This window comes from Lentilactobacillus parakefiri (assembly GCF_002157585.1).
Classification (GTDB): domain Bacteria; phylum Bacillota; class Bacilli; order Lactobacillales; family Lactobacillaceae; genus Lentilactobacillus; species Lentilactobacillus parakefiri.
Genome location: NZ_BDGB01000053.1, coordinates 1 through 24,161 on the forward strand (window position 1 = coordinate 1; position 24,161 = coordinate 24,161).

Here is a 24,161-nt window from a genome sequence, read left to right on the forward strand (position 1 = left end):
GACTCGTTTTGAGCACATTAGTGCTCAAGATTTAACGACGACGTTACTCCAAATTAACCAGCGACCGCTTAAAATACTCGACTGGCAAACACCGTATCAGGTTATGCTGACAAATTTGTCCAAAAATTCGGATTAAATTTGCAATCTACCACATTAATACATATGTTAAATCTTTTTTTCGAATATGTCCTTTTCTAACCTGAATGACTTTGAATAGTTCCTTATCATTGAAGACTGCATGACCATAATATATCTGTTGTTCTCCAGGAAGGGCGCAATACAGTTTTGATTTATTTGTAACCTTCGGAAGTTGGTGTAACTCCACGTATCTATCATTTTCCAATTATTACAACCTCTTTTCTGATTACCTAAATATGATTTATTATATCAAGCACACATTGGTTACATCAATCTTATTAAGCTTTCTTAGAGACCCGATAAAAGTTCGGTGAAAACGGAGTTTCGTCAGCAATATTAGTGCCATCATAATAGACGTGAACATATCCGTGTCCCACTTGCTTAAATGTAAATCTGGCTTGATGCAGCTTGTTTAGTTCGTTTCTGCCAACGATGGTGTCCGCATTTTTACCGACCGCTTTCCATTTTGTATCGGTAATGTGCCAACCCGCCGACTGTGTCAAGTAGGCATCCACACTGTTTTTGCGAACCCGAACAGACTCGTAACTATAAAATTTCTTCATACCAAAGTATTGACCAATGTTAATGGTTTTGTCCTTCCAGTGGCCGCGCAGCGTTGTTGGCGTTCCTTTGTGCCAGGTTGCTGCTTGCGTCGGGGCCGTGGCTGCTCCCAGAAAGCCAAGTGAGGCCATTACCGTTATGATCAGTTGTCTACTTTTCTTCATGACTGTCATCTCCGATTATTTTGCTTGGTCAAATTTGTTAACCAATTGGATCACCATGCTGGGCTCGCTGCCTGGAATCGCGCGATAGACCAAATAATCTCCTGGAACCAGGACAGCGGATTCCACTTGAGCTTTTTTGGCGACGCTAAAGCCGGCAACTTCATAGTAGGCATGACCGTCAACGTCCTCGTTAGTTAGTGTGACGTTCACCTGGTCAAGTGGGGCAACATCAAGTGATGCCCGCCGCAGTGCCAGGTACTGGTAGTTGATCGAATCAACCATAATCGTAATTTCATTATTGGTGCAGGGAACACTCATGGTCTGTTTCAAATTGATTGACTTCCTTCTTTGAGTTTGGCGTGGCGAATATCGTTCACATTGATTGTAACCATTTTATTAGTTTGAAGATAGATAAAATGATCGTTGGTGCCAATCACAATACCACTTATATTATAAACGTTTAAGTAGCCGTCATCATTTAATTGAAGTGTAATTTGTTTGGAATTCTGCCAACTATCCTGCAAAACGCGGTCGATGACTTCCGGATCTTGTTCCGGCAGTCGGTGAGTCGGGACTTCGTCGACTTTTTTGTCAGCCATATCCTGGGTATGGTCACTCAAAAAGTAACCCAGCCACTTCACCATGCCGCGGTCGTTGTAGAGCCATTGGTCACGTGGAACGTCTCGAATCATGTTGAACACCCCCATACGTTTAATATACGAACGTACGTTCTAAACGTCAAGGGGAACAAGTGAGAAAAATAAATCCCCAGGCTGAAATGACTGCCAGCCTTGGGATTGGGAAAATGTTACAGTTCTAAATTCGAATTTGCCTCTCATCCGTCGAAATCGGAAAGCCCTTTTTAAAGGCGGTCCGTAAGAAATTAAGCAGGGGTGGGGTCACCTTTAATTCGTCTAAATCCCGTAATGAGAAGGTATAACGAATTGCCTTTTCATCACCGGCTTCAACTTTTTGGACCCACTTGGGCTCGCGAATTAACTCACGGCCCATGGCGGCAAATTGAACGCCGGCGTCAATCAACTTGGCAACTTGGGCAGGGGATGCCAAATGCCCGACTACCATCAGTGGTAAATCATCTGCGAGTACTTCCTGGACTTTTTCGATCAGTGGCTGCTGGTCGTTGCGATCGACAATCGATCCCTGCCAGGCATCTGCCAATGACATGTGCAGATAATCAATTGGCTTTTGATTGAGTTCTTTCACCAAGGCCAGGGTGTCGGCCATTCTGATACCAGGTTTTTCGAGTTCCTCCGGTGAAATCCGGTAGCCCAGGATAAAATGTGGGTTATCAGAATGCTTGATGACTTCTGCGCAAGCATCAACAACCGCCAAGGGGAAGTTCATCCGCTTTTCCAAGGAGCCGCCCCAGTGATCCGTTCTGCGGTTAGAATGGGGGCTGAAGAATTGTTGAATTAGATAGGTATTGGCACCGTGGAGTTCGATGCCATCGAAACCAGCGTCGATGGCCAGTTGAGTGGCGTTGGCGAAGTCGGAAATGGTCTGTTCAATTTCTTCACCCGAAAGTGCCCGTGGTGTTTCAGCTCCCAAACGTTCAGGAGCAACGGCGCTGGCAGAAACGGTTTGATGTCCGCGAAGTACCCGTGAGTTACTCATTCTCCCGGCACTGAAGATTTGAAGAATTGCTTTGGTATGATTAAGTTTGATGGCGTTGGCAAGCCGTGATAATCCTGGCAGCATCTTTTCGTGAGCCACGCTGAGTTCGCCTTCGAAGCCTTTGCCCAAATCATTGACGTTGGCGCAGCCGGTAATAATCATGCCAGGCCCGCCGGCACGCAGTCGGAAGTAGTCAATTTCGTCTCCAGTAATCGAACCGTCTTCAAAACTGGACATTTCGGTCATTGGCGACATTGCAATGCGATTTTTAATGGTGACGCCGTTTCTTAATTGTGTTGGTTGTAAGAAGTTGTAATTTGTCATAAGAAGCCTCCTGATAATGATTAATACCTTGAGTGTACCAAATAAGCCTAAATGTTTCAGGTGAAATTGATTGGTTTATTTTCCTAAAAAAGCGGTTACAATGGAATTGAAGATAAAATTTGAGGAGTGGTAATTGATGGAAACATTGAAAATGATTCAGTCACGTAAAGCAATTAGGGAGTATTCGGGTCAAGTATCTGATGATCAGCTGCACGAAATTTTGGTTGTAGCTAACGCCAGTCCAGTCGGGATGGGGCGCTATGATGATTATCGATTAACGGTGATTCAAGATCCGTTTGTTTTGTCAAAGATGACTGGTATCTATGAGGCCCCAACGGTGGTTGTCGTTTCAGTCAAGGAAGATAGTCCTGCTGACGAGATTTCTGCCGGAGCGATCGTTCACAACATGGAATTGGCCGCTGAAGATCAGGGACTAGGTGCCAATTATAATATGGCTAGTCTGGGATCGATTCCGAGTGAGGTCATCCCGGATGGCTTTAAGCCGGCTTTTGCGTTGACTCTGGGTCAGACCAGCGATACGTTTGCACCGCGGGAGATTCCGTTGGATCGGATTAAGACGAATACGGTTAAATAAAAAGAGTGTGATCCAATAAGCGGTTAGTTTCTAGAATATAAGGGGCTTATTCAAATATCCTGGGTGGGGATATTTGGATAAGCCCCTTATACGACCGGATGCTGCTTAATGGATCACTATTTGGCCAGTTAATCTTTAAAGTACGAATGGCGCTTGGACAAAATAATCAGTTTTGTCCAAACGCCATTTTTTTGATTTAACAGTTAAGATGACTATTTTTTATAGATCTAATTGTTGTTGGTGAGCCGTTTACAATTCTCCACCCTTTTCAAATGTTGGAACCATCTTCTCGGCCCGCAACAATAGCAACTGATGCAGCAAATCCTTCACATTCTCGGTAATGGCATGAGCAATCTTGTCATTGACCTGATTATGCCATTCAGGCAATTTATCTGTTGCAATATTCTTAAATTCAGCATCTGCGGTAGCCACTGCGGCCCGGCCGTTGGCAAAACCGAATTTGCGGCTTTCAGAAACCGCGGTCATTGCGTCAAGATCATGCTCGGCAAAGAACGGATCTGCCAACATCGCGACTAACTTATTCAGCCAATAGAAGCTCTCCGTCGTGGTTCGCAACGGCGTGTGCTTGAAGTTATCAGGTGTATCGGTGCAGTTGGCAAAGAAAGGTACCGGGGCGTTGAACTCGTTGACTCCTTCAGCCAGCCAATGAATAGCCGCGTGTTCGGCTGGGAAGTCAGGACGAATTTGCAAGATGTGCATTTCCTGGTTTCGGTTCATACCGATTGGCCGGTAGCGCAACCGTGATTCTTCCGTACCAGTTTTCCCATAGGGGTCAAAATCGGTGCCTTGATAGTGACTGCTCAAGAAGAAGGCAATGTCTTCGACTGAAATCAAATGATCGGCAACCCGGGTAAATGGCATTGTCCGGCTTTCCGGATCCTGCTGGATTTCCGGGTTAAACAATTTCTGACCGTACCAAACCCGCGGGGTATTGTAGTAGTGATCGGCGACAACGTCCTCACCAAAAATATCACGGAAGTTAAAACCGGAACGCGCCTTGTTCAAGTGATATTTATCGGCAAATAGTTTTAAATCATTGCTGTACATGTAGTGGTCGGGGTCATCAAAGTTGATTTCTTGAATGCCAGTTTGGTTAGGGGCAACCGCATAGGCGTCATCTGGAATTCGTTCGGCTGCCCAGTGATGGCCGCCAACTGTTTCAAAATACCAGACTTCATCGGAATCTGAAAAGGCAATCCCGTTACTTTCACACGTCCCGAATTTGGTGACCAAATCTCCCAGGCGTTTAACGCCTTCACGAGCATTGTGAATGTAAGGGAGCACACACGTCAGCATCGCCTCTTCACCGATGCCATCAGGAACTAATGGGTCTAATCCCAGCATGGTCGTATTGGTAAATTCGGTTTCCGTTGAACTCATGGCAACATTAGCGGTGTTAATCCCAGATTCACCCCAAAGGCCATCGCTAACGTCAGCGTTGGGCGTTTCGGTGTAGCGAAGCGGATTTTCCGGAAGCTTGACCCGAAATTGGTTGAAGGTCGAAACGTATTCGCTGGGCTGATCGGCCGGGTTAACGACCACAAAGCGCTTGGCATTAACGCCACCGCCGGCATCTTCGTTTCTGGCAATCATTGTTGAACCGTCAGTTGTAGCATTCTTTCCAGCTAAAAAAGCCGTACAGCTAGAAATCGTTTGAAATTTACTCAATCAAATCATTCCTTCTCAATTTAATACATCGGATCGATTAAGAAGCGGTGTTGGTACAGGTTGCATCTTAATAGCTTAGAGCCAACTGATTGGTGACTGATTTTGGAAGGTTCAGCGCTTGGCCGTAAATCCAATACTTTTGAACCTTGGCGTGTTTAGTGACTTTCTTGGCTGAGAATTTTGTAATTCGATACCAGTTGAACTGCAGGCCTTGGCTGGCATACAAATCAACATGGATCTTGGTGCCGGCCTTTAAACCACTCTTTTTCCAAGATGTGGTTTTAATTTGTTTGTAATTGCTGTTGGGCACATGGCTGGTTAATTTGAACGGCTGATAGTTAGTCCCGATCTTGGCGTTAAAATTTGCCTTGTGATAACTCAAAGATCCAGGCATTGAAGCAGCGTTTGAAACGGGAGCCTGAGTGATAGAGACGAAACCGCCAAAGCTTAGTGCGGTTACCGCCAATAAGATACTTTTCTTAAACATCAAAAAATCTCCTTCCAAAAATTCAACTAATTTTAGTATAAAAGTCTGGTTAAAAAAATTCCAGCTGACTCGCTGGAATTTTAGTGATTATCCTAAGAATTTACGCAAAACTGCCTGACGGCTGATTAAGGTGGTCTTAGTTTCTTTATCGGAAATCTTAACCAGATCAGCGGCTAATTGGGCATGCTTTTCCTGTTCTGGCGTTTGTGGACCGGCCTTGATGTCAAACAGTCGTTCTACAGCTTCGATATCTTCATCAACTGCTTTCCAGGCAGGATTCTTTGCTTGAAGAGCAGACAAAGCGTCCTTACTGAAGTACTTGGCAACGTGGGCATAGTCATGCTTGATGTTTGGATAATACTGCATTAAGGTGTTGAGTTCTTTGTCGCTCAGCTTGTTCAAGATACGGCCAGTTCCAAGAAATTCCGGTGGTACGCCAACTGAATAAAGTGCACCGGTAAATGTGATCGCACGAGGCATCTTGTAGCCATCAACGTCACGTGAGTAACCAATGATTCCAACGTGTTGGTGACGGTCCCGGCGTTTTGGAAAGGCATCAAATACCGGCTGCAAATCGTTAATCAACGGATCCAAAGTTTCGTGATACTCGGCAGCGGCTTTTTTAGCAATTTCCAAAAGAGTGGCTTGATCGTCATGATCGATGATTTCAAATTTGCTCTTTTGAAGGCCATCACGCAATTTGATGATTGCCGGTTCCACAACATCCAGTGGGTAATCGTAACGAAAAGCCGACTGAATGGTTGCCGTCTTCAAACCGGGGAATTCTTCAAGGTAACGGTCAATCATCATTGGTGATAAGCCGCCACGGAAGATTGTGCTTCCTGTTCCGGCAATTGGATAGATGGGAAGTCCGCTTTCCTGTTCAAATTCGGCCAGGCCAGTCAGGGCTAATTTATTCCCGATGATACTGTTTAAGAAACCATTTGAAAGAGCGGAATCTGATCCCGCCAAGAAGACCCGCATGTAACTTAATTCACGGCCAAAATGCTTCTTATACATTTCAAGGTATTTTTTCAGAATTTGTGGGGCGTGCAATTGCGATTCGAATCCTTCGAATAATGGAATCATTTGTAGGGTATCAGAATCTTTGTGCCCAGTATTGAATTCAGTTGACTTGTAATGGGAAAGACTGGCAAACTTATCTTCCATCGAAATTAACTGGTCGGCTGACTGGGTCATCGGCAAGATAGCTTCGAATAACGGTCGTTCCTTGAATTCCAAATCATAAGCAAAGTCTTCAGCTGACAAGATAGTGGTCATTGCCTGCATTAAACTGTAACCTTTTTCTTCCCAAATGTTTGGCAGTCGGAAAGTGAGGAACTTATCTTTGCCAAGGGGATGCTTTTGGAAATATTCATAGTGCTCGGAGTACAACCGGTCGATAACAGATGCATCGGCGTGTTTGCCTTCCCAGTCCCACATATATTCATCGGCGTCGAGTTTGGAAAAGTTTTGGTAAGCTTCATCAATTTCACGAAATGCAGAAACAAATGCATTGTCGTTGTGTTTGAAGAATGGAACTCCTGCGTTATCTGGATGTTGAGTACCCATAATATTAGGGATTTTTCTATCCATAAAAGAAAGCCTCCTGAGATTTGATTAAGTTCATTTAGAATGATTATACAGGAAAAAATGTGAACATGAAAATAATATTAACAAATGGTGCAAATTCATAAAACAATTAAATATCCGAATATTCATGAATAATTCAAACAGTTAATTAATTATTTCAACTAAATATTACAGCTTATTGGGCAACTTTACCAGCTTTTTAAGGCAGATTAAGAACATTATTCCAAGAGTGGAGCAAGAGGCGTTTTGATCCCAGAATGTAAGGCAATTCAGTGATTATTCCCGGGTTTGGAATGATTACTGAATTGCCTTACATGGCCGGGATCAGCCGATTGCTGCACGTTTCGGCAAAGTAGCAGTGGAGCTGATACAGTGGGACTTAAAGCGGTTAGTTTCCAGAATATAAGCAAGTAATCCAAATATCACGGGCTTTGATATTTGGATCACTTGCTTATATGGCCGAAAACTGCTTTAATTCCCACGTTTCTGCTATGGAATATTTTAAATGATGAAGTACGGGTGAGACGCTAAAAATTTTTGCCCCAGCTCCTTAAGTTAGTCAAAGCTCGTAACTGTTTCGGCAGTGTAGTTGCCGCTGTTCTTGAGTAATTTTGAAACTGGACAACGATTTTCAGCTTCTTGTGCAAATTGATCTGCGGTTTCAAAGTCAACACCTTTGACCATGATTTGAGCGTGAACTAAGAATTGGTACTCGGCCCGTTCGCCAATGTAAGCCACTTTGACGTGGACTTCAGCGGTATGGGGGACGCCGTGTTCTCTTTCGACTGCTTGAAGGGTTGCTTCCAGGCAGGTGGCCAAAGACATCCCCAGTAGTTGCTCCGGGTTAGTGCCGGGTTTTGAATTCAGCGGGCTGCTGGTTTCAACTTTGATGCCATCAGGTACATAAGCGTGGCCGTTTAGACCTTCATCGTTAACAGCTTCGGTTTGATACAATGGGTTAGTCCATCTTTCGTCTTGCATTCTGGTAAGACCTCCTACATTTCTTTTGCCTTTATTATAAGCGCTTTCAGTGAAATTAAAAGAGTGGGGCATCAAGCGGTTAGCTTCCAGAATATAAGTGGGCAATCCGAATATCCAGGGCTTGGATATTTGGATTGCCCACTTATATGGCCGGAAGCTGCTTGATGTCCCACGTTTCCGCAAGGTAATATTTAAAAACAAAAAGGACAGGTGAGACGACAATGATTTTTGTCCCCGCCGCGACGCGACTCAATTATTCGTTATAGTCCATTCGAATGATGACGGGATCTTTGGTCAAAAAGTCGCCGACGCCTGCTAAAAATTTCTGAAAGTGGGGTGTGTTGTTATGAAATTCAACGGCTTTATCGTCCTGCCAATGTTCAATAATTTCGTAATCCGTGTCACTATGCAGTTTTTTGAAATGATCATAGCTGACGTTTCCTGCTTCGCCTCGTGAACCGGTGACCAACTCATCGATAAATGCTTCATAATCCGATTGCATCCCTGGTTTAACTGACAATTCAACGTTGATGACTTTCATCTTTGTAGCCTCCTATTAGGTTGTTTGCAAATGTACACCCCTAGTATATCGAAGTTTTGAAGTGATTGTTTAATTTATCATCTGTAAATGTCAGATCATAAGCCGTTCCGTTTTTGTCAGTGACGTAGAGTAAGTATTTGGCTGACATTGGTCCCTGGCCGATAATCGACTGCCCGTTTGGTGTCCCCAGGGCGTTTACCGCAGCTTGATATGTAGTTCCAAGACCTAATTTGTCAATCTTTGACTTGGGGATGATTCGCTGCTTGCGCTTGGCGTCTGGGGTATATGATTTTCCAACCGCTTTGTGGTTTAGGAACTGAACCTTGACTTTGGCAACGGGGAAGGTAGCAGAAACATCTTTCCAGCTATATTGGGTCGACACCGTTGACGGCGACCGACTTAACGTTAGAAGGCGTCCCAAAGAGCTTAAGTACCTGGTCTTCTGAAGAGCCATAGGCAGCATCAGTAATATCGCCGATGTTAATTCGATTGAAATTGGCTAGATTGACCCCTTCGGCTTCTCGATCGTGCTTATATTCAGCGGCGGTTTTCTGACTGTCGAAATGATGGTCGACCTGCTTCTTAGCCGAATTGGAATTACCACACGCTGATAGTAACAACGTGCTCATTAATGCGATTGTCACAGTAGTTGATTTTCCCATAGAATGCCCCCTGACGATATATCCTTAAGTGTTGATTGAATTGACAATATTATATACTTATTTGTTTTGTTAGTCGTGGATTTTTTAACCGTCTCGTTGACTTTTCGAATATAATGGACATACAAAGTTTTCAGGGAAGTCAGGTGAACGAATTGGCAAATCAACCGTTAGTATTTGATTATCAAGCTGCCAAAGGGAAGCCAGAAAATATTCGGCATCCTCAAGGGTACTGTCCGTTTTGTGATGTTGACCATTTAACGAATATCCTTGCCCAAGATCAAGATCGAATTTGGCTGGTCAATAAATTTCGAACCCTTGAAGATACACTTCAGACCGTTGTCATTGAATCCAGTGATCATCTTGGTGGGCCATCGACGTATTCCGTTGAACAGAATCGTGAGGTATTTGCATTTGCTTTTAAGTGCTGGCATCAAATGATTATTTCAAACAAATATCAAAGTACGATTATGTACAAAAATTATGGGCCTCTGTCTGGAGGTAGTTTGCGCCACCCGCATTTTCAAATTGTGGGTCTCAACGATTACGATGTCTATGAAAATGTCGACATCAACAACTTTACCGGCGTTGAGGTAATCGATGATGATCATTGTGAAATTACATTGTCCACCCGACCGATTATCGGGTTTGTGGAAATTAATATCGCAATTGATGGGGTGGGGCACATCAACGATTTGGCCGATGCAGTACGGGTAATTGTTAAATATCTCTTGAATGATTATATGGGTGGTCGACTATCATCATATAACTTGTTTTTCTATGAAATGGCCGATAAATTTTACTGCAAAGTCGTGCCACGTTATGCCACCTCGCCATACTTTGTTGGATACAAAATTGCTCAGGTACAAAACGACGCCCGTTTGGAAAAAATTGTGGCCGATATCCGGGAGCGGCTTTGAAAAGGTATGGCGCTCATATATGTAAAAGGGTGAGACAAAAATATTTATCGTCTCACCCGTCCTTCATCACTTCGAATATTATCTTGCAAAAACGTGGGACTTAAAGCAGTTTCCGGCCATATAAGCCAGCAACCCCAATATCCAAATTCGGGATATTGGGGTTGCTGGCTTATATTCTGGAAACTAACCGCTTTAAGTCCCACTCTGTTGTTAAACCGCACTAATCAAAGGAACTGAAGGGTCATCGTTAATCACGGTGACGCTTGTATCCCGTGCTAATGCCTGTTTAATCATTTGATTGATTTCAGTGTAAACCTTGGGATCAGCCGCCTTGATTTCATTGCGTGAGGCAACGAACAGGTGACGAATCTCCCCGGACTTTAACAGATTTTCAATATTTTGAAAGTCGGTGAATAGTTGATCCTTAAATGTCTTAGTGATGGCTTCGGCTGTGTTCTGTTGGTTGTGGGTCTCAATGACGGTGTTTACCAATTCAGCGATCTCAGTTGGGGTGTCATTTTGAACCGACTGATCCACCTCAAAGTCGGCTAATTGCACCCCATTATTAACCTTCTTAAATAAGTTGATATTTTGAGAAAGACCCATCAAGACGAATTGATGTCCTGCCAATTCTTGGTTGCTCTTCAGAAAGTCCATGATGACTCGGTAATAACGTTCCTGGTCAATTTTCTTTTCTTGAGTGGTTTCATTATGACCATGGTATTGGGCATTGCCGCCACGGGCGCTAAGGTTCAGTTCACCGCCACGTAATTCTTCTCCCAACGCTTCTTTCACCGTGGCAGGAAAGTCCTTGACATTAAGTGGGGCGACGCGTTTGTTGGCAAGCTGGTAAAGCTGACTGTTATCACGGTTCAATTCGATTAATGTGTAATCAAGATTAGGGGCTTCGCTGAGCAACAACAGGAAGTCAATGGTATCCTCAATCCGATAATCCGGTTCGTCAACACTGGTTCTGATCAAATGGTAAACATTTTTACCAAGGTGATCAGCAATCACGGTCATTCCCTCGTAGGGCAGCTGCGCACGCCTGAGATCGTTAACGTCGGCAATAAATGGGTTAATCCCCGTGCCGATTTCTTTTTGAATTTTATTAAGCATGTTCTTAACCCGGAGTTGTTCACTTTGGTCAAAAGACAGCTTACGCAAGTTAAGATTTAAAGTAATCACTGGTGCTTGTAATTCAGGTAACTTCGCCAAATCTGAAACAGAAATAATATTTGCCATAAGTCGGACACTCCTTCAACGTTTATATTAGCTATAACTGTTTATTTATATAACTTACTTCTATTATATCAAATTCAACTGGGGAAGTCCCGTGAAGCGCTTGCAAATTACAAACACCCTTCATCAGGGTGTTCCATATTGTAAGTGACTAATAATTGAAATGAAGCCGCCAAATAATGTAAATAGCAGGCTCAAAACGGCAAGTGCGACGAAAAGATGCCGCCATTTATAAGGCGCGGGTTCTCCCCGAGCGTTTTTGTAGATGAGGTAAAATGCGCCAACAACGATCGTAAACACTGCTGTTGCAAGTAGAATCCAGATAACTGCTAAGATGATGTCCATCAAGTGCCTCCAAAATTAATGATATTGGTAAAGATAGCATGGGGAGCAGTGAATCGCAACTCTATGCTGATCATTACGTTTGTCTTAAGGTGATGATGATTGCTTAAGATTTAAGTTTCAATTAACTGCACCTTTCTAGAATGACTTTAACAAATGAAGGTCGTTTAAAAACAACGTGAAAGAAAGGTGATAATGATGATTAAATGGCTTCCGTACCTGTTAAATATTACAGGCTTAGTGGTTTGGCTGAAAATGCAATCCGGCAACTTGAGACGCCTGTCCTTGTATCAGCTGATCACGATCGTTTCTGCAGTGATCTATGTCCTGGTGGTCAGCTATTTGACCCTGGCGCCAACGTCTTATGCATTTGTTGGACCACAGACCGTATCGCCCTTGATGATTGGGTCGGCACCCATTAATCTGGTGCCATTCTGGAGCACCACGGCTGACTTCTATCAGAATGTCGCAATGATGATGCCGATGGGTGTTTATTTGGGATTACTGCTGTCGAAGTTTCACTTCAGACAAATTCTCGTCAGCGGTTTAGCAGTCAGCGTCACAATTGAGGGCCTTCAGTTGATTCTTGATTTGGCGGTTGGCCTATCCAGATGGGTTGATATCAATGATGTCTTGACCAATACACTGGGGGTGATTATCGGCTGGCTCGTGTGGAAGGCCTTAATGAAAACCTTCTTGGCGAAAGCATTTAGTCATTTTGTCATCACAACGCTTTCACACCAAAAGGGTAAATGATTGCCCTTTGAATAAACAAGCACTAAAATAAACGTACTTTTATTGAAGGGGAGATGTTATGATGGCTAAATTAAATCAGGCAATGAAGGACATGATTGCCGGAGAATTATCGTATATTTCAACTGTGGATGCAGATGGTAATCCAGATGTTGGCCCTAAGATTTCCATGCGGGTTTTGGACGATGAACATTTGATTTATAACGAAATGACTGGTGGCCAAACTCAAGCCAACATTAATGACAATGGTAAGGCAATTGTAGCGGTTGCTAATGCCAAGGCGTTAAAGGGCTTCCGGTTTGGCGGCACCGCAAAACTGTACACCGATGGGGACTATTACGATCAAGCTGCCAAATGGGCTGAAGTTAAGTTCCCAGTTCCAAAGGGAGCCGGCATCATCACGATTGAAAAAATTTGGGCTTTGGATCCTGGTCCTAAGGCTGGGAAGATATTTGAAGAATAAGTGTGCAACAAAACCTAATTTTAAATTTGCAATTACTAAATAGCAACCATTAAGGATGATTTAGACATCCTTAGTGGTTGCTATTTTGTCAAATATTGATAGTGTGCATTATAAATCAGGCTTGATAACTAATGCTTTCCGAGAAACTGGATCCATCAGAAACCGAGTCTAAAGATTTTGAATCATCGGATTCGTCGGTGATAATTTTGATACTCTTGGGTGTTAATGTCGTGGTTGATTTAGATAATAATACCAAATCGTATTCTACTCGCTTGGCATTTGGTGCTAGCTCTTATGTAGAACCGGTATCTGCCATTGCATCATCGTCGTAGTTGATTTGATACCCATTAGAAAATATGATTTGCTTTATTCCACCAAAATCAACTGGTTTGGCGGAATGATTTGTGACGGTGTACTCAATTTTCATCCGAGTGTAGTCTTTAGACATACTATCTTTGTTAAATGAAGTCAGGGCCTGATCAAGCTGTTCTTCGGTATTTGCATGAATTTTGTCGACTTCTGCGTGTTTGAATTTAATGGAGAGTGGTCCATTCTTAATGGTGGTGTTTGGTTTTACTCCCAATCCGATTAAAGTTGCTTTCCCAAGAATTGGACTTTCTTTCCACTGTCCTACCTTAGAGGGATGTGTCAGTGAATCTGATGAGATTTCATTTGGATCTTTTTTTCTTAGCTATTGCATCGCTGGTACTAGCCCTTGAGCTTGCTGCAGGTTGCATCACAACCGTTGTTCTCGCGTTACTCAATAACGCAATGCAGGTTACTAGGCCAACCCCTAATGTGATAATGGCCCAAACCATCCAGTTTTTGTACCAAAGGTGCCTTTCAGCTCTGGCAATCGTCTTCGGTTGCTTTGAAGTGTGTAACTGTTGCTTTTCTAAGCTGACTTGCTTTTTGCCACAGTATGGGCAGTAATCTGAAGCAATCGGAATTTCTTTGCCACAACTCAAACAGAACTTTGTTTCTTGATTCATGATAATTCCCCCACTAATTATGTATTCAGCTTTTTTTGTCATCAGTTTTGGACAAAAAATAACTCAGAAGCATGACTAGATGTTTCTGAGTGTAAAAGAACGCCCACCTAATTGTTGAAAGTGCCATTTAACTATACCTAAACAGCAATCCTTGCGTCAATCCTTTTTTGATCGAGTAGGTAAAAGGTTGTTATTGAATAACTTTAGGCTCCCGTTAAAATAGTTGATTAACCGCTTTCAATCAAAAAGTCGTTTTAATTGTATTTCCGATTGTCCAAAACTAATATGATGTTAATCAGTAAATAGTTACTTATTTGGCGAGGAGGTTTTTATTATGGCTGAGACAATTAATTCGGGGATTGCTGCATTACGAACACTTGAGAGTTGGGGTGTTAATCATATTTATGGTATCCCAGGCGGGACCATTAATAATTTGATGTACGCATTAGATGCGGAAAAGGACAAAATCACTTATGTTCACGTTCGTCACGAAGAAGTGGGAGCCCTAGCTGCCGTTGCCGACTCGAAATTAACCGGACACATCGGGGTCGCCTTTGGCTCAGCCGGACCTGGCGCCACTCATTTGTACCAAGGGGCTTATGACGCAATGGCCGATAAAGTACCTGTTCTTTTGATTGTTGGCCAAAATCCGCAAGCATTGATGAACCAAGACTTCTTCCAGGAATTCGATGAAAATCCATGGTTCAAAGATGCCGGGGTCTATGCACGAACCGTTATGACGGCTCAAAGCCTGCCCCACATTTTAGATGAAGCCATTCGTCGGGCCTTTGCCCAACACGGTCCAGCCATTGTGACCATTCCCAATGATCTGGCCAACAAGGAAATCCCAGCAGACGGCTATTACAGTTCCGCTGCCAATTTTGCTAAATCAGAGTTGGGTGCCGGCTCAGATGAACAGGTTAAACAAGCTTTAGAACTGATCAGCCACGCCAAGAAACCAATTCTGTATGTTGGTCAAGGGACTTATGGTGCTGCCGATGAAGTGATGGCCTTTGCCAAGAAGTTTCAGATTCCAGTGATTACTACTGCGCTGGGGAAGGAAATCATTCCTTATGACTTTGAATCATTACTTGGTTCAGCTGCCCGAGTTGCTTCAAAACCGGCTAATGAAGCCTTGCAGCAGACAGACTTAATGCTCTTTGTTGGGTCCAACTATCCGTTTGCAGAAGCGATGTTCAAACCGGATGTTAAATTTATCCAAATTGATAATAACCCACAGGTACTTGGCAAGCGTCACAAGACTGATGTGGCCATTCTTGCTGACGCGAAGAAGACCTTACAGAAATTCATCGATTTGGGCCAAACTGCAGCGCCATCGGACTGGTACGCAGCTAACGTTGATAACGTCACCAATTGGCACGCCTATAACGATCATATGATGAACCGGATAGAAGGCAAGTTACGTTTCGAACCCGCATTTAAAGAGATTAACCGAATTGCGGAAGATGACGCCATTTTCTCAATTGACGTTGGCGATGTGACTCAAAATGCCGTTCGACTCCTTAAGACGAATGGGCATCAGCCTTGGATTACTTCTGGACTGTTTGCCACCATAGGTGTCGGCTTACCTGGCTCGATTGCCGCTAAGTTGAGCTACCCTGATCGTCAAGTGTTCAACCTCACTGGTGATGGTGCTGCAGCGATGGTGATGCAGGATTTGAGTACCCAAGTTGGTTACAAGCTGCCGGTGATTAACGTCGTCTTCTCAAATGAAGCCCTCGGGTTTATTGAGGATGAGCAAGAAGATGACAGTCATGAGTGGTTTGGCATTAGTCTGCCACAAACTGATTTTGCCAAAGTTGCCGAGGCTCAGGGAATGACTGGGATTACGGTAACCACCGTTGATCAGATGAAGACGGCGTTTGACAAGGCTTTGAAAATCACCGAGGCGGGCAAACCGGTTCTCATTGATGTCAAAATCACCAATGAGCGTCCAATTCCGGTTGAAAAGTTAACCCTTGACCCGGATAAGTTCGATCAAAAGACGATTGATGAATTCAAGAAACGTTACTACGCTGAGGACTTAGTTCCGTTAAGTGAATTTCTGAAACAACATGGTGTTCAGTAAACAATCATAAGTAAGAGCCTTTGGGCATTCAGAAGATTAATTTCTCCGGGATGTTCAAAGGCTTTTATTAACCGAAAGTGGTTTATTGGTGCAACTTTTTGGAAGATTAACTATAATTAAAATCAAATGAGGGGGGGTATTACATATGAGTAAATTTAATCGAATTAAAGCTTTATTTTTAAGCTTACTTGTTATCTTTGTTCTCCGCGGTCCAACGCAATCGGCTCCGGCGAAAGCGAAGACCAGGCCAACAACCGTCAGCGTCGTGTTAAAGGCCCGTAATCAATCCGCCATGCAAAATTATATTAATGAAACGGTTGATCCGAGTTCGCCCTTTTACCATAAATATCTCACGCCGGGCGAGGTCAGTGACCAGTATGGTCAACCCACCAGCAAAGTATCGGCTTTCAAAAAATATTTTCAAAAATATCGCTTGAAAACAGCGGCTTATCCCGGAAATTTTGTTTTAAAGGTTACTGGGAGCCCCAATAATGTTAACAAGGCATTAAAGGTACGGCCTTCGAGCAAAAATCTGAAGAACTTTACCGCAAAAACCAGTTTACCAAAATCACTATCGAGTCAGGTCGCAACTGTCGTGGGAATTTACATTCCGGTTTACAAATCAAGTTCGCCATCCAAGAAAGTGATTCAACCGCAAACCCATATTGAAAAGACCGATCAACCCGTTGATGCCGCTTCGGGCAAGCAGTTTGCCAAGAAGTACGGTCCGTTAAAATTCGCTGATCATTACGGCTTGGATAAACTGTACCGACAGAATTTAACTGGCCAAGGTCAACGAGTGGGCTTGATCGTTCTGTCAGACTTTCACATGAGCGACGTTCAGAAATACTTAGCTCAAAATGGCATGAATACTGATACCAGTCGGATTCACAAAATTTATACAACCGAGCAGGCAACAACCAATCAGGATAGTGTTAGCAATATAATGCCACAAACTGAAGCAACGCTGGATGTCCAACAAGCTGCTTCAGTCGCACCAGATGCCAATATTGATGCGTACATGGGCATTTCAAAGGATGACGCCACTCAAGCCGACGTTCTCTTCTTAAATGCGTTTTCCCAAGCAATCAGTGACAATCACGACAAGCAGTTATCAACCAGTTTTAACATTGGCAATGAAATGAACAAGTTAATTGTTCCTGGTTTGAGTGAGACTTCCAAGCAGTACAGTGACGCCTTTAACTTGATATTTGAGCAGGCCGCACTGCAGGGAATCACGATCTTTAATGCTAGTGGTGACCATGGCCCGTACAACTCACCAAGTAAGAAGCAGAATTTAACGATTCCGACTTCGTCTTACGTTGTGCAGGTTGGGGGGGACAACATTACCCTATACGCGAATTATTAAAGGCCAAAAGATTGATGTGACAAAAGAACGGGCTTGGGGTGACACGTACTCCACACCGTCCGCCAAACCCCAGATATTCCAAGGCAGTGGTGGTGGATTTGCCAAATTGAATCCAACTCCGGCTTACCAGATCGGTATTTCAGGGGTCAACACATTTAGAGCAATTGATTTGTTGAAGTACGCCGGCAAACGGGGTTATACGTTGAACCCATCGCCAAAAGTGAATACTGGAACCGGATCGGGTCGAAACGTTCCGGATGTTTCCGCCAACTCCGATGGTCGAACCGGCTACGCAACCTTTATCTCAGTTAACCTGGGCAAAGTTCATCACCAGGCATGGATGGTCGCTGGTGGAACCAGCTATGCAACTCCGCAAATGGCAGCCGCCAATGCGGTGATCAATAGTGGTTTGTCTGAGCCAGTTGGTTTTTGGAACCCACAAATTTACCGTTTTGCCGTTGAACCTGATACGCCGTTCACCACTTTAAACAGTGCCAAGGATAACAACAACCTTTACTACACTGGTCAACCAGGGAAGCTTTATAATCAGGCAACTGGTTTGGGAACGGTGAACTTCGAGAAGTTATTTAATAAGTTCAATCGTCAAAGTTAAGTAGATTGAGGGGAGTTTTGATGATGAAAAAATCGCAGTATTTGATGTTGAGTTTGATCGGTTTTGCTTCGGTAATGGCAGTCTCTTCGCCATCGTCAGCCAAAACTAAAGTACCCACGACAGTCAGCGTGGTCTTCAATGCTCGTGATCAAATTGAGATGAATGACTATGTGAACAAAACGGTTGATCCGACATCGCCGTTTTATCACCAATATCTGACGCCGAATCAAGTGGCACAAAAGTATGGACGGACGGCTTCGGAAATTTCAGACTTTAATCAGTACTTTAGAAAATATCATCTAAAATCGGCGGCCTATCCCGGAAACTTTGTGATGAAAGTTTCTGGTTCACAAACCAATTTGGTTAAGGCGTTTAAAGCATTCCGGACCAAATCCAACAGTCGAAAAGCTGTTACAAAGACCAGACTACCGGAAAAATTATCGAGCCAGGTGGCATCCGTTCTGGGACTCTATATCGACAATAAGAAGTCAACCAAAAAACCAGCCAAACAGTTCGCCAAAATATCAAGCAATTTGGTTGAGGGCGATAAGCCGGCAGCAACGAATAGCACAACCGAATTCGCGAAAAAGTACGGGACGCAAAAGTTCATTAATCGATATGGTGTGAATAAACTTTACGATAAGGATTTACATGGCCAAGGTCAACGAATTGGGGTCATTGTGACTGATGACTTTAACCGAAGTGACGTCGCCCAATATTGGAAATCGATTGGGGTGAGCGCGGATACCGCCAGAATTCACAAGATATACACAACTGATAAAACCAATGGACCAACCGTTAAAAGTACTGATAATTTGGAGTCTTTGATGGAAGCAACTTTGGACGTTTCCCAGGCAGGCGCTGTAGCGGATCAGTCGCAGTTGGATGCCTATATCGGTGTAACAAAGGGTGACACAATTCCAGATGTTCAGTACTTAAATGATTTTGCGCAGGCGGTTTCAGATAATCGTGATAAGCAGTTAACTACCAGTACGTCATTTGGGGATGAGTTAACCGGGTTTGGCCAAGGCGGCCTGAGTGAAACAATTTCTCAATTTAACGATGCTATCAACTTGGTTTATGAACAAGCGGCTCTGCAAGGAATTTCGATTTTCAATGCGATTGGGGATCATGGTCCCTATGAGGAGACCAACTCCCAACAAAACCTGAGCCTACCGACCTCTGAATATGCGGTTCAAGTTGGGGGAACAACCTTGCCCTATCAAAAAATTATGAACGGGGTCGTCGTGAACGTTTCTAAGGAACGCGCCTGGGGAGACACTTATTCTCAGGGGAGTTTAACGAAGCCGGCCGTATTTGCGGGCGGTGGTGGCGGCTTTTCACGGTTGAATCCAACGCCTGCCTTTCAGCAGGGTGTTTCGGGCGTGAATACGTATAATGCGTTCGACGTTTTAAAATATGCCGGTCAAAAAGGTTATTTGATCAATCCCAATCCCGGTGCAATTTCTGGAACCCACCAAGGGCGAAATGTACCGGATGTTTCTGGAAATGCCGACTTGAATACCGGGTATGCTAATTATGTCTCCTATAAGGTTGGCAAACAGCGTCAAGGGATTTGGTTAACCCTAGGGGGCACCAGTATGGTTGCACCACAAATGGCGGGGGCCAGTGCAGTCATCAACAGTGGTTTGAAGACATCTACAGGTTTTTGGAACCCACAGTTGTACAAGTTTGCCGTTCAGCCAGACACACCGTTCCATGTCTTGGATGATGCCACAATGGCTAATACGAATTTATTTTATACCGGCCAGCCCGGAAAGGTTTATAACCAAGCAACTGGCTTAGGGACGGTTGATTTCAACAAACTCTTTAACAAATTTGAAGCTCAGGAATAAGATCTATTCCAAAAAAACAGGACTAGTAACACGCAATTTGCATGTTACTAGTCCTGCTTTTGGTACATAGAGGTGTAAGGTGGCGTTAAGCCTATTTAATCCGATAGGTTTGAACCCCAATGGTTTGGTTGGTCCCGGATTGCACCCCGTGGATCTTAATTGGCGATTTGGTATCATACAAGTTCCAGGCCATTGAGCCCTTTGCAGAATGATTTTTCTTGATCGCCACTTTATTTTTGGCTGCCAAGTTTTCATCAGGCAATGGGGCAGCAACCAATTGCTTTTTAGATTGAGCGGGTTGATAGGCTCGTAAGACAGAGCTGGTAGCCACTGGGGAGATTTTTTGGTTGCTGGTGTTTTTAATGGTATACAAAAGCGCAAAAATCGGCTTTTTGCCGAATTCATTCCCCGTTTCTCCAGCTGGAATAACTGCCGTTTTAGTGATCTTTACTTGGAAATTTTTAACCTGAAGAAAATTTTTGTGAAAACTTTGGGCATCCGACGAGCTTTGATGATGACCGACGATGTTACATCCTGATAGTGAGATGGCGATGATACAGGTGAATATAAGCGTTAAAAATTTTTTCATTTTCTAGGCTCCAATGCTTATGTATTGATTGAAATGATATTTAATTAATAGTTTACATGTTTTTTTCCAAGAATGTAACTCACAATCGGTGAGGGCGTTACTAGGGTAGAAAAAAGGCAGTGCCTTAATTGGGCTCTGCCAAATGATTTGATTGAATTATTTTTGAATGGGTTTTCCCAAGACAATCCCTGGATATTACTGACTCGAATTATCCAGTGCCCGCAACTCGGACATAATCTGCATGAGTTTCGCGTGATAAATGTCCGACCTCAAAGCGTCGTTTTGCTGGCTGAACCAGTATTGCTTGGCAGGTGCAACATCCGTTTCCGGCACTTGATACTTATCGGCAATTTGCTGGAAAGTCGTTGGGTTGTCAGCTGCCTGTTGTAGGCGATAGAGCGGCTCTTCTTGAATAATTTTGACAACCTGTGGTCGGACTTCTGTCGGCAGCTTGGGCTCAACGACTTTGACAACGGTATTTTTAATGGGTTTATCTAAAATGGTGTTGGTCTGTCGCTGAGCATCGGTTAACTCATGAACCTGATGGCCGACATACAGAAAGCCACCTAAGACAATGACCAGAATGCTCAACCAAACAATGAGCTTTGTGTGCTTGGATTTTTTCTGTTCCTGCTTGGACTGTTTTTGCTGCAAGCGTGATGGTGTTTGATTTTGCATGTTGTACGCCCCCTGACTATTATACGAGTCGATTATAACATTTTTGATGATATTTCCATGCGAAAAGCGAGTAGGCATATGAACTTTAATATTCTGTAAACAAAAAAATGGCAAGCAGCTTCGACCTTCTGAACGCATACGCGCCGATCGTTACTTACTCACCGTGGTTTGGCACCAGAAATGATTATAGCATGGTCGGGTTGGAAGATGCAAGAAAATCCGCGAAAGGTGTCCACACCATCAAATTCAATTGATTACTGGATTGGGGTATATCCACAGGGCCGGATAATGTATACTCGTTTTTGATATAATTTTTTTGACGCGGGGGAACATATGAAATCACTTAAAGTTCAAAGCTTTATTCTCATATCAATTGGATTTATCTTAGGGATGAGCGAGTTTATCATTGTTGGGATTATCAATAATTTGGCTGATTCTTTTCACGTTGGGATTTCCAACGTTGGCTTTCTTGTGACAATGTTTGCAATTTTCTATGCATTAGTGACACCAATTTTGACGATCCTGGTCGGAGAGCATCGACTTAAGCGGGTAATGCTGTTATTGCTGAGTATTTTTACCATTTCCAATATCATGACAGCGGTGGCCAATTCTTTTCTGATCTTATCGTTGTCCCGGGTGCTAAATGCGGTGGTTGCGGGAATTACCGTTTCAATTGCGATTACCTTTGCTGCGGTCATTGCACCCCGGGATAAACGAGCCTGGCTGATTTCTTGGGTCTTTTCCGGGTATAGTGTCGCCTCGGTTTTTGGCGTGCCGATTGGGACTTGGATTAGTGATCAGATCGGTTGGCGCTGGGCATTTTGGTTAATTGTACTCATCTCGGTCGTAATCACCGGCATGTTCATGGTGTCCTTGCCGGGGAACTTACGACAGGGAAAAGCGAAGAGCTTGGGTGAACAGTTCAGCCTTTTCAAAGATCCACGCATCCTATTAGGAATTTGTTTGCCCATCCTTAATTTAGGCGGCGTCTACGTCGTATATACCTATTTACGGCCGATTGTGACGTCTGGACTTCATTTTCCAACAAGTTTTGTGACGCCATTTCTCTTTGTATTTGGACTGGCGTCCTTATTCAGTAATCAATATAGCGGCAGGCTCGCGAATCGCGATGGGTTAAAATCCATGGTCACGGTGTTTGTCATTCAAGCCGTAACGATGTTGGCAATTTCGCTATTGTTTGATTTGCCCTGGGCTGCGCTGGCCGCGTTGATTATCATGGGCCTGACGATGTATCTGTTGAATTCACCGATGCAGATTTTCTACCTTGCCGTAGCAGAAAAGGATTATCCGCAGTCGATGGTCTTGGCTTCGTCTTTGATTTCAATTTTCAATAACGTGGGAATCGCGGTGGGATCTGCGACCGGTGGAGTCTTATTCAATCACTTGGGTTTAAAGTCTCTTGGGTACAGTGGTGCTATCTACACCGTTGTGGCCTTGGTGCTCCTAATCGTTTTGAACCGCGTCCGGAGGCGTTTTGATTAGGTTTCAAAACGGATCGCCATTTTCATAATTTTGGCAATTTCTCTATGACTTCCTTTGAGTTACCAAATTGACGTGATCATAAAAAAGGTCAGTTATGACAATGCCTTTGCACACTGTCATGACTGACCTTTTTGGTATATTTGATGGAGTCGGCGGGAGTTGAACCCGCGTCCGAGCATATCGCCACCTAGATATCTACGTTCATAGATCTATTATTTAAATTTCACCTACTGAAACGCCATAAATCAAGGCACCCACAGCAGGCTAACCTGATTAGTCTCTTCAGTCCGCTTCAGGTGGGAGCAAACTGCGTGAGCCCACTAAATTTAGGACCCAGATCTAACCCATGGGCGAGATTAGGAGGATCTACGTTAAGCGCTTATTAGGCAGCTAAAGCGTAAGAATTGTTATTATTTTTTGCAGTTATAATAAACTGGGCGGTTTAACGTGGCGCTGCACGAAACGCAATCCAGACTCAACCTATACCCGTCGAATCCATAACGACCCCGGTACAAATTACATCATATCATAGACCAGGAAAACTGAGAAGGATTTTGACTTAAAGGAGGCCGAAATGTTTCAGACCGTTGACAATTCCGTGATCAGTATTCTTGGTGGTAATGAATTCGGCGTATTCTTTGACGTGAGGAAGGCCATTTTCCATCACAACCGGGTGATCGACAAAATCAAGCATGGGGATGTCATTATTCCCGTCGCCAAACGCATAGGTTGGAATGCCAGATAGATTGGCGTTGGCAATTAATTCTTGGATGCCTTTTTTCTTGGAACTGCCCTTGTGGACAATGTCCATGCTAAACGGGGTGTTCCTGAAGAATGTCAGCGTATCGGCGAAGCGGTCAATATACCTTTCATCAGGTCCCTTGGTGTTGATTAGCATCATGATGACTTCTTGATGTTCAATGAAATCATCCACCCCCAGGTTTGGCATCCGTGAGTTAATGAAGTTATAATTGCCGCGAACAATGTCGTTGATAAAGTTAATTTTGGCACCCTGACTATTCATGACAGTGGTTGCTTCATGATTAGATTTGGCAAAGTCAACAAAGGTTTTGACGACTGACTTATCAAGGAGGGCCTTATAAACTGGCTTGCCTTCAAAAATGACGTAACTGCCATTGGCGTAAACAACGGTGTCAATCCCAGTCTTTTTCATGGTGTCGGGAATTTCGAACAGATTTCGACCCGTCGAGATCACGGGAAGAATATTATTTGCTTTTAATTGGTGCATCGCATCGGCCACCTCGGCATCGACTCTGGTGTGTTCGTTATACAAAGTATGGTCAAGGTCAAAGAATGCAATTCCTTTATACATAAGTAAGCCATCCTTTTCATTATCTTTTTTATAATCATATTCTTTTCTATCA

At 43.6% G+C, this 24,161-nt stretch carries 25 protein-coding genes, 1 other RNA gene and 2 pseudogenes; 10 read left to right on the forward strand and 18 right to left on the reverse strand.

Annotation, left to right across the window (positions count from 1 at the left end):
* A pseudogene (locus LPKJCM_RS12900) lies at positions 1-136 on the forward strand (IS30 family transposase); the annotation flags it as partial.
* 280 nt (positions 137-416) lie between these two features.
* Here LPKJCM_RS12900 and LPKJCM_RS05315 read toward each other — a convergent pair.
* The 4 genes from LPKJCM_RS05315 to LPKJCM_RS05330 all read right to left on the reverse strand — a co-directional run bounded on the left by LPKJCM_RS05315 (position 417) and on the right by LPKJCM_RS05330 (position 2,822).
* Positions 417-863, reverse strand: a complete 447-nt coding sequence (locus tag LPKJCM_RS05315; RefSeq protein ID WP_057962883.1) for a hypothetical protein — start codon at positions 861-863, stop codon at positions 417-419.
* Positions 864-878: 15 nt separating this feature from the next.
* A complete protein-coding gene (locus LPKJCM_RS05320; RefSeq protein WP_057962884.1) occupies positions 879-1,193 on the reverse strand; it encodes a hypothetical protein in 315 nt (104 codons plus the stop codon).
* The gene (locus tag LPKJCM_RS05325) at positions 1,190-1,555 is read right to left on the reverse strand and encodes a hypothetical protein (protein ID WP_057962885.1); all 366 of its coding nucleotides are present in this window, start codon (positions 1,553-1,555) and stop codon (positions 1,190-1,192) included. Before LPKJCM_RS05325 ends, LPKJCM_RS05320 begins: the two co-directional genes overlap by 4 nt.
* A 124-nt stretch (positions 1,556-1,679) precedes the next feature.
* Positions 1,680-2,822 (reverse strand): NADH-dependent flavin oxidoreductase, encoded by a 1,143-nt coding sequence (locus LPKJCM_RS05330; protein WP_057962886.1) that lies wholly within the window; start codon positions 2,820-2,822, stop codon positions 1,680-1,682.
* A gap of 136 nt (positions 2,823-2,958) precedes the next feature.
* Between LPKJCM_RS05330 and LPKJCM_RS05335 the strand changes: the two genes are divergently transcribed.
* Positions 2,959-3,417 (forward strand): nitroreductase family protein, encoded by a 459-nt coding sequence (locus LPKJCM_RS05335; protein WP_057962887.1) that lies wholly within the window; start codon positions 2,959-2,961, stop codon positions 3,415-3,417.
* Between the two features lie 249 nt (positions 3,418-3,666).
* On the opposite strand, the gene LPKJCM_RS05340 is transcribed toward LPKJCM_RS05335, so the two are convergent.
* The 6 genes and pseudogenes from LPKJCM_RS05340 to LPKJCM_RS14085 form a co-directional block, all read right to left on the reverse strand.
* Positions 3,667-5,106, reverse strand: coding sequence for a C69 family dipeptidase (locus LPKJCM_RS05340; protein WP_057962888.1), 1,440 nt, complete (start codon positions 5,104-5,106; stop codon positions 3,667-3,669).
* A gap of 67 nt (positions 5,107-5,173) precedes the next feature.
* The gene (locus tag LPKJCM_RS05345) at positions 5,174-5,593 is read right to left on the reverse strand and encodes a hypothetical protein (RefSeq protein ID WP_057962889.1); all 420 of its coding nucleotides are present in this window, start codon (positions 5,591-5,593) and stop codon (positions 5,174-5,176) included.
* 87 nt (positions 5,594-5,680) lie between these two features.
* The gene (ppcA, locus tag LPKJCM_RS05350) at positions 5,681-7,189 is read right to left on the reverse strand and encodes a phosphoenolpyruvate carboxylase (protein WP_057962890.1); all 1,509 of its coding nucleotides are present in this window, start codon (positions 7,187-7,189) and stop codon (positions 5,681-5,683) included.
* Between the two features lie 552 nt (positions 7,190-7,741).
* Positions 7,742-8,167: an OsmC family protein gene (locus LPKJCM_RS05355; protein ID WP_057962891.1), complete on the reverse strand. Its 426-nt coding sequence runs from the start codon at positions 8,165-8,167 to the stop codon at positions 7,742-7,744.
* A 253-nt stretch (positions 8,168-8,420) separates the two neighbouring features.
* Positions 8,421-8,708 (reverse strand): putative quinol monooxygenase, encoded by a 288-nt coding sequence (locus LPKJCM_RS05360; protein ID WP_057962892.1) that lies wholly within the window; start codon positions 8,706-8,708, stop codon positions 8,421-8,423.
* Between the two features lie 40 nt (positions 8,709-8,748).
* Positions 8,749-9,370, reverse strand: a pseudogene (locus tag LPKJCM_RS14085) (DUF3862 domain-containing protein).
* A gap of 113 nt (positions 9,371-9,483) precedes the next feature.
* Here LPKJCM_RS14085 and LPKJCM_RS05370 point away from each other — a divergent pair.
* Positions 9,484-10,287: a DUF4931 domain-containing protein gene (locus LPKJCM_RS05370; protein ID WP_174659012.1), complete on the forward strand. Its 804-nt coding sequence runs from the start codon at positions 9,484-9,486 to the stop codon at positions 10,285-10,287.
* Between the two features lie 210 nt (positions 10,288-10,497).
* Here LPKJCM_RS05370 and LPKJCM_RS05375 read toward each other — a convergent pair whose 3' ends face one another.
* Both LPKJCM_RS05375 and LPKJCM_RS05380 read right to left on the reverse strand, forming a co-directional pair.
* Positions 10,498-11,532, reverse strand: coding sequence for a baeRF6 domain-containing protein (locus LPKJCM_RS05375; RefSeq protein WP_057962893.1), 1,035 nt, complete (start codon positions 11,530-11,532; stop codon positions 10,498-10,500).
* 123 nt (positions 11,533-11,655) lie between these two features.
* Positions 11,656-11,874, reverse strand: coding sequence for a hypothetical protein (locus tag LPKJCM_RS05380; RefSeq protein ID WP_057962894.1), 219 nt, complete (start codon positions 11,872-11,874; stop codon positions 11,656-11,658).
* A 192-nt stretch (positions 11,875-12,066) separates the two neighbouring features.
* On the opposite strand from LPKJCM_RS05380, the gene LPKJCM_RS05385 reads away from it, so the two are divergent.
* Together LPKJCM_RS05385 and LPKJCM_RS05390 are read left to right on the forward strand one after the other, a co-directional pair.
* Positions 12,067-12,627 carry a VanZ family protein gene (locus LPKJCM_RS05385; protein ID WP_225364131.1) on the forward strand — a complete coding sequence of 187 codons (561 nt, stop codon included), beginning with the start codon at positions 12,067-12,069 and terminating at the stop codon, positions 12,625-12,627.
* A 58-nt stretch (positions 12,628-12,685) separates the two neighbouring features.
* Positions 12,686-13,087, forward strand: a complete 402-nt coding sequence (locus LPKJCM_RS05390) for a pyridoxamine 5'-phosphate oxidase family protein (protein ID WP_057962895.1) — start codon at positions 12,686-12,688, stop codon at positions 13,085-13,087.
* A 292-nt stretch (positions 13,088-13,379) separates the two neighbouring features.
* On the opposite strand, the gene LPKJCM_RS13515 is transcribed toward LPKJCM_RS05390, so the two are convergent.
* Complete coding sequence (locus LPKJCM_RS13515) at positions 13,380-13,670, reverse strand: hypothetical protein (RefSeq protein WP_225364132.1); 291 nt, start codon at positions 13,668-13,670, stop codon at positions 13,380-13,382.
* Positions 13,671-13,755: 85 nt separating this feature from the next.
* Entirely contained in the window at positions 13,756-14,079 is a 324-nt protein-coding gene (locus tag LPKJCM_RS13520) for a zinc ribbon domain-containing protein (protein WP_225364133.1), read from the reverse strand.
* A gap of 334 nt (positions 14,080-14,413) precedes the next feature.
* Here LPKJCM_RS13520 and spxB point away from each other — a divergent pair, with 334 nt between their 5' ends.
* The 4 genes from spxB to LPKJCM_RS05410 all read left to right on the forward strand — a co-directional run bounded on the left by spxB (position 14,414) and on the right by LPKJCM_RS05410 (position 20,006).
* Positions 14,414-16,168 (forward strand): pyruvate oxidase, encoded by a 1,755-nt coding sequence (gene spxB, locus LPKJCM_RS05400; protein ID WP_057962896.1) that lies wholly within the window; start codon positions 14,414-14,416, stop codon positions 16,166-16,168.
* Positions 16,169-16,313: 145 nt separating this feature from the next.
* Complete coding sequence (locus LPKJCM_RS05405) at positions 16,314-17,537, forward strand: S53 family peptidase (protein WP_225364134.1); 1,224 nt, start codon at positions 16,314-16,316, stop codon at positions 17,535-17,537.
* Positions 17,500-18,150 carry a S8/S53 family peptidase gene (locus LPKJCM_RS13525; protein ID WP_225364135.1) on the forward strand — a complete coding sequence of 217 codons (651 nt, stop codon included), beginning with the start codon at positions 17,500-17,502 and terminating at the stop codon, positions 18,148-18,150. Before LPKJCM_RS05405 ends, LPKJCM_RS13525 begins: the two co-directional genes overlap by 38 nt.
* A 23-nt stretch (positions 18,151-18,173) precedes the next feature.
* Complete coding sequence (locus LPKJCM_RS05410; protein ID WP_057962920.1) at positions 18,174-20,006, forward strand: S53 family peptidase; 1,833 nt, start codon at positions 18,174-18,176, stop codon at positions 20,004-20,006.
* A 91-nt stretch (positions 20,007-20,097) separates the two neighbouring features.
* Here the strand turns inward: LPKJCM_RS05410 and LPKJCM_RS05415 are convergent, their stop codons facing one another.
* Together LPKJCM_RS05415 and LPKJCM_RS05420 are read right to left on the reverse strand one after the other, a co-directional pair.
* Positions 20,098-20,595 carry a DUF5067 domain-containing protein gene (locus tag LPKJCM_RS05415; RefSeq protein WP_057962897.1) on the reverse strand — a complete coding sequence of 166 codons (498 nt, stop codon included), beginning with the start codon at positions 20,593-20,595 and terminating at the stop codon, positions 20,098-20,100.
* Between the two features lie 195 nt (positions 20,596-20,790).
* Positions 20,791-21,273, reverse strand: a complete 483-nt coding sequence (locus LPKJCM_RS05420; RefSeq protein ID WP_057962898.1) for a hypothetical protein — start codon at positions 21,271-21,273, stop codon at positions 20,791-20,793.
* A gap of 333 nt (positions 21,274-21,606) precedes the next feature.
* Here LPKJCM_RS05420 and LPKJCM_RS05425 point away from each other — a divergent pair, with 333 nt between their 5' ends.
* A complete protein-coding gene (locus tag LPKJCM_RS05425; protein WP_057962899.1) occupies positions 21,607-22,776 on the forward strand; it encodes an MFS transporter in 1,170 nt (389 codons plus the stop codon).
* Between the two features lie 141 nt (positions 22,777-22,917).
* On the opposite strand, the gene ssrA is transcribed toward LPKJCM_RS05425, so the two are convergent.
* Together ssrA and LPKJCM_RS05435 are read right to left on the reverse strand one after the other, a co-directional pair.
* Positions 22,918-23,284: a transfer-messenger RNA gene (gene ssrA, locus LPKJCM_RS05430) on the reverse strand.
* Positions 23,285-23,335: 51 nt separating this feature from the next.
* Positions 23,336-24,109, reverse strand: coding sequence for a Cof-type HAD-IIB family hydrolase (locus LPKJCM_RS05435; protein ID WP_057962900.1), 774 nt, complete (start codon positions 24,107-24,109; stop codon positions 23,336-23,338).
* Positions 24,110-24,161: the final 52 nt, after the last annotated feature.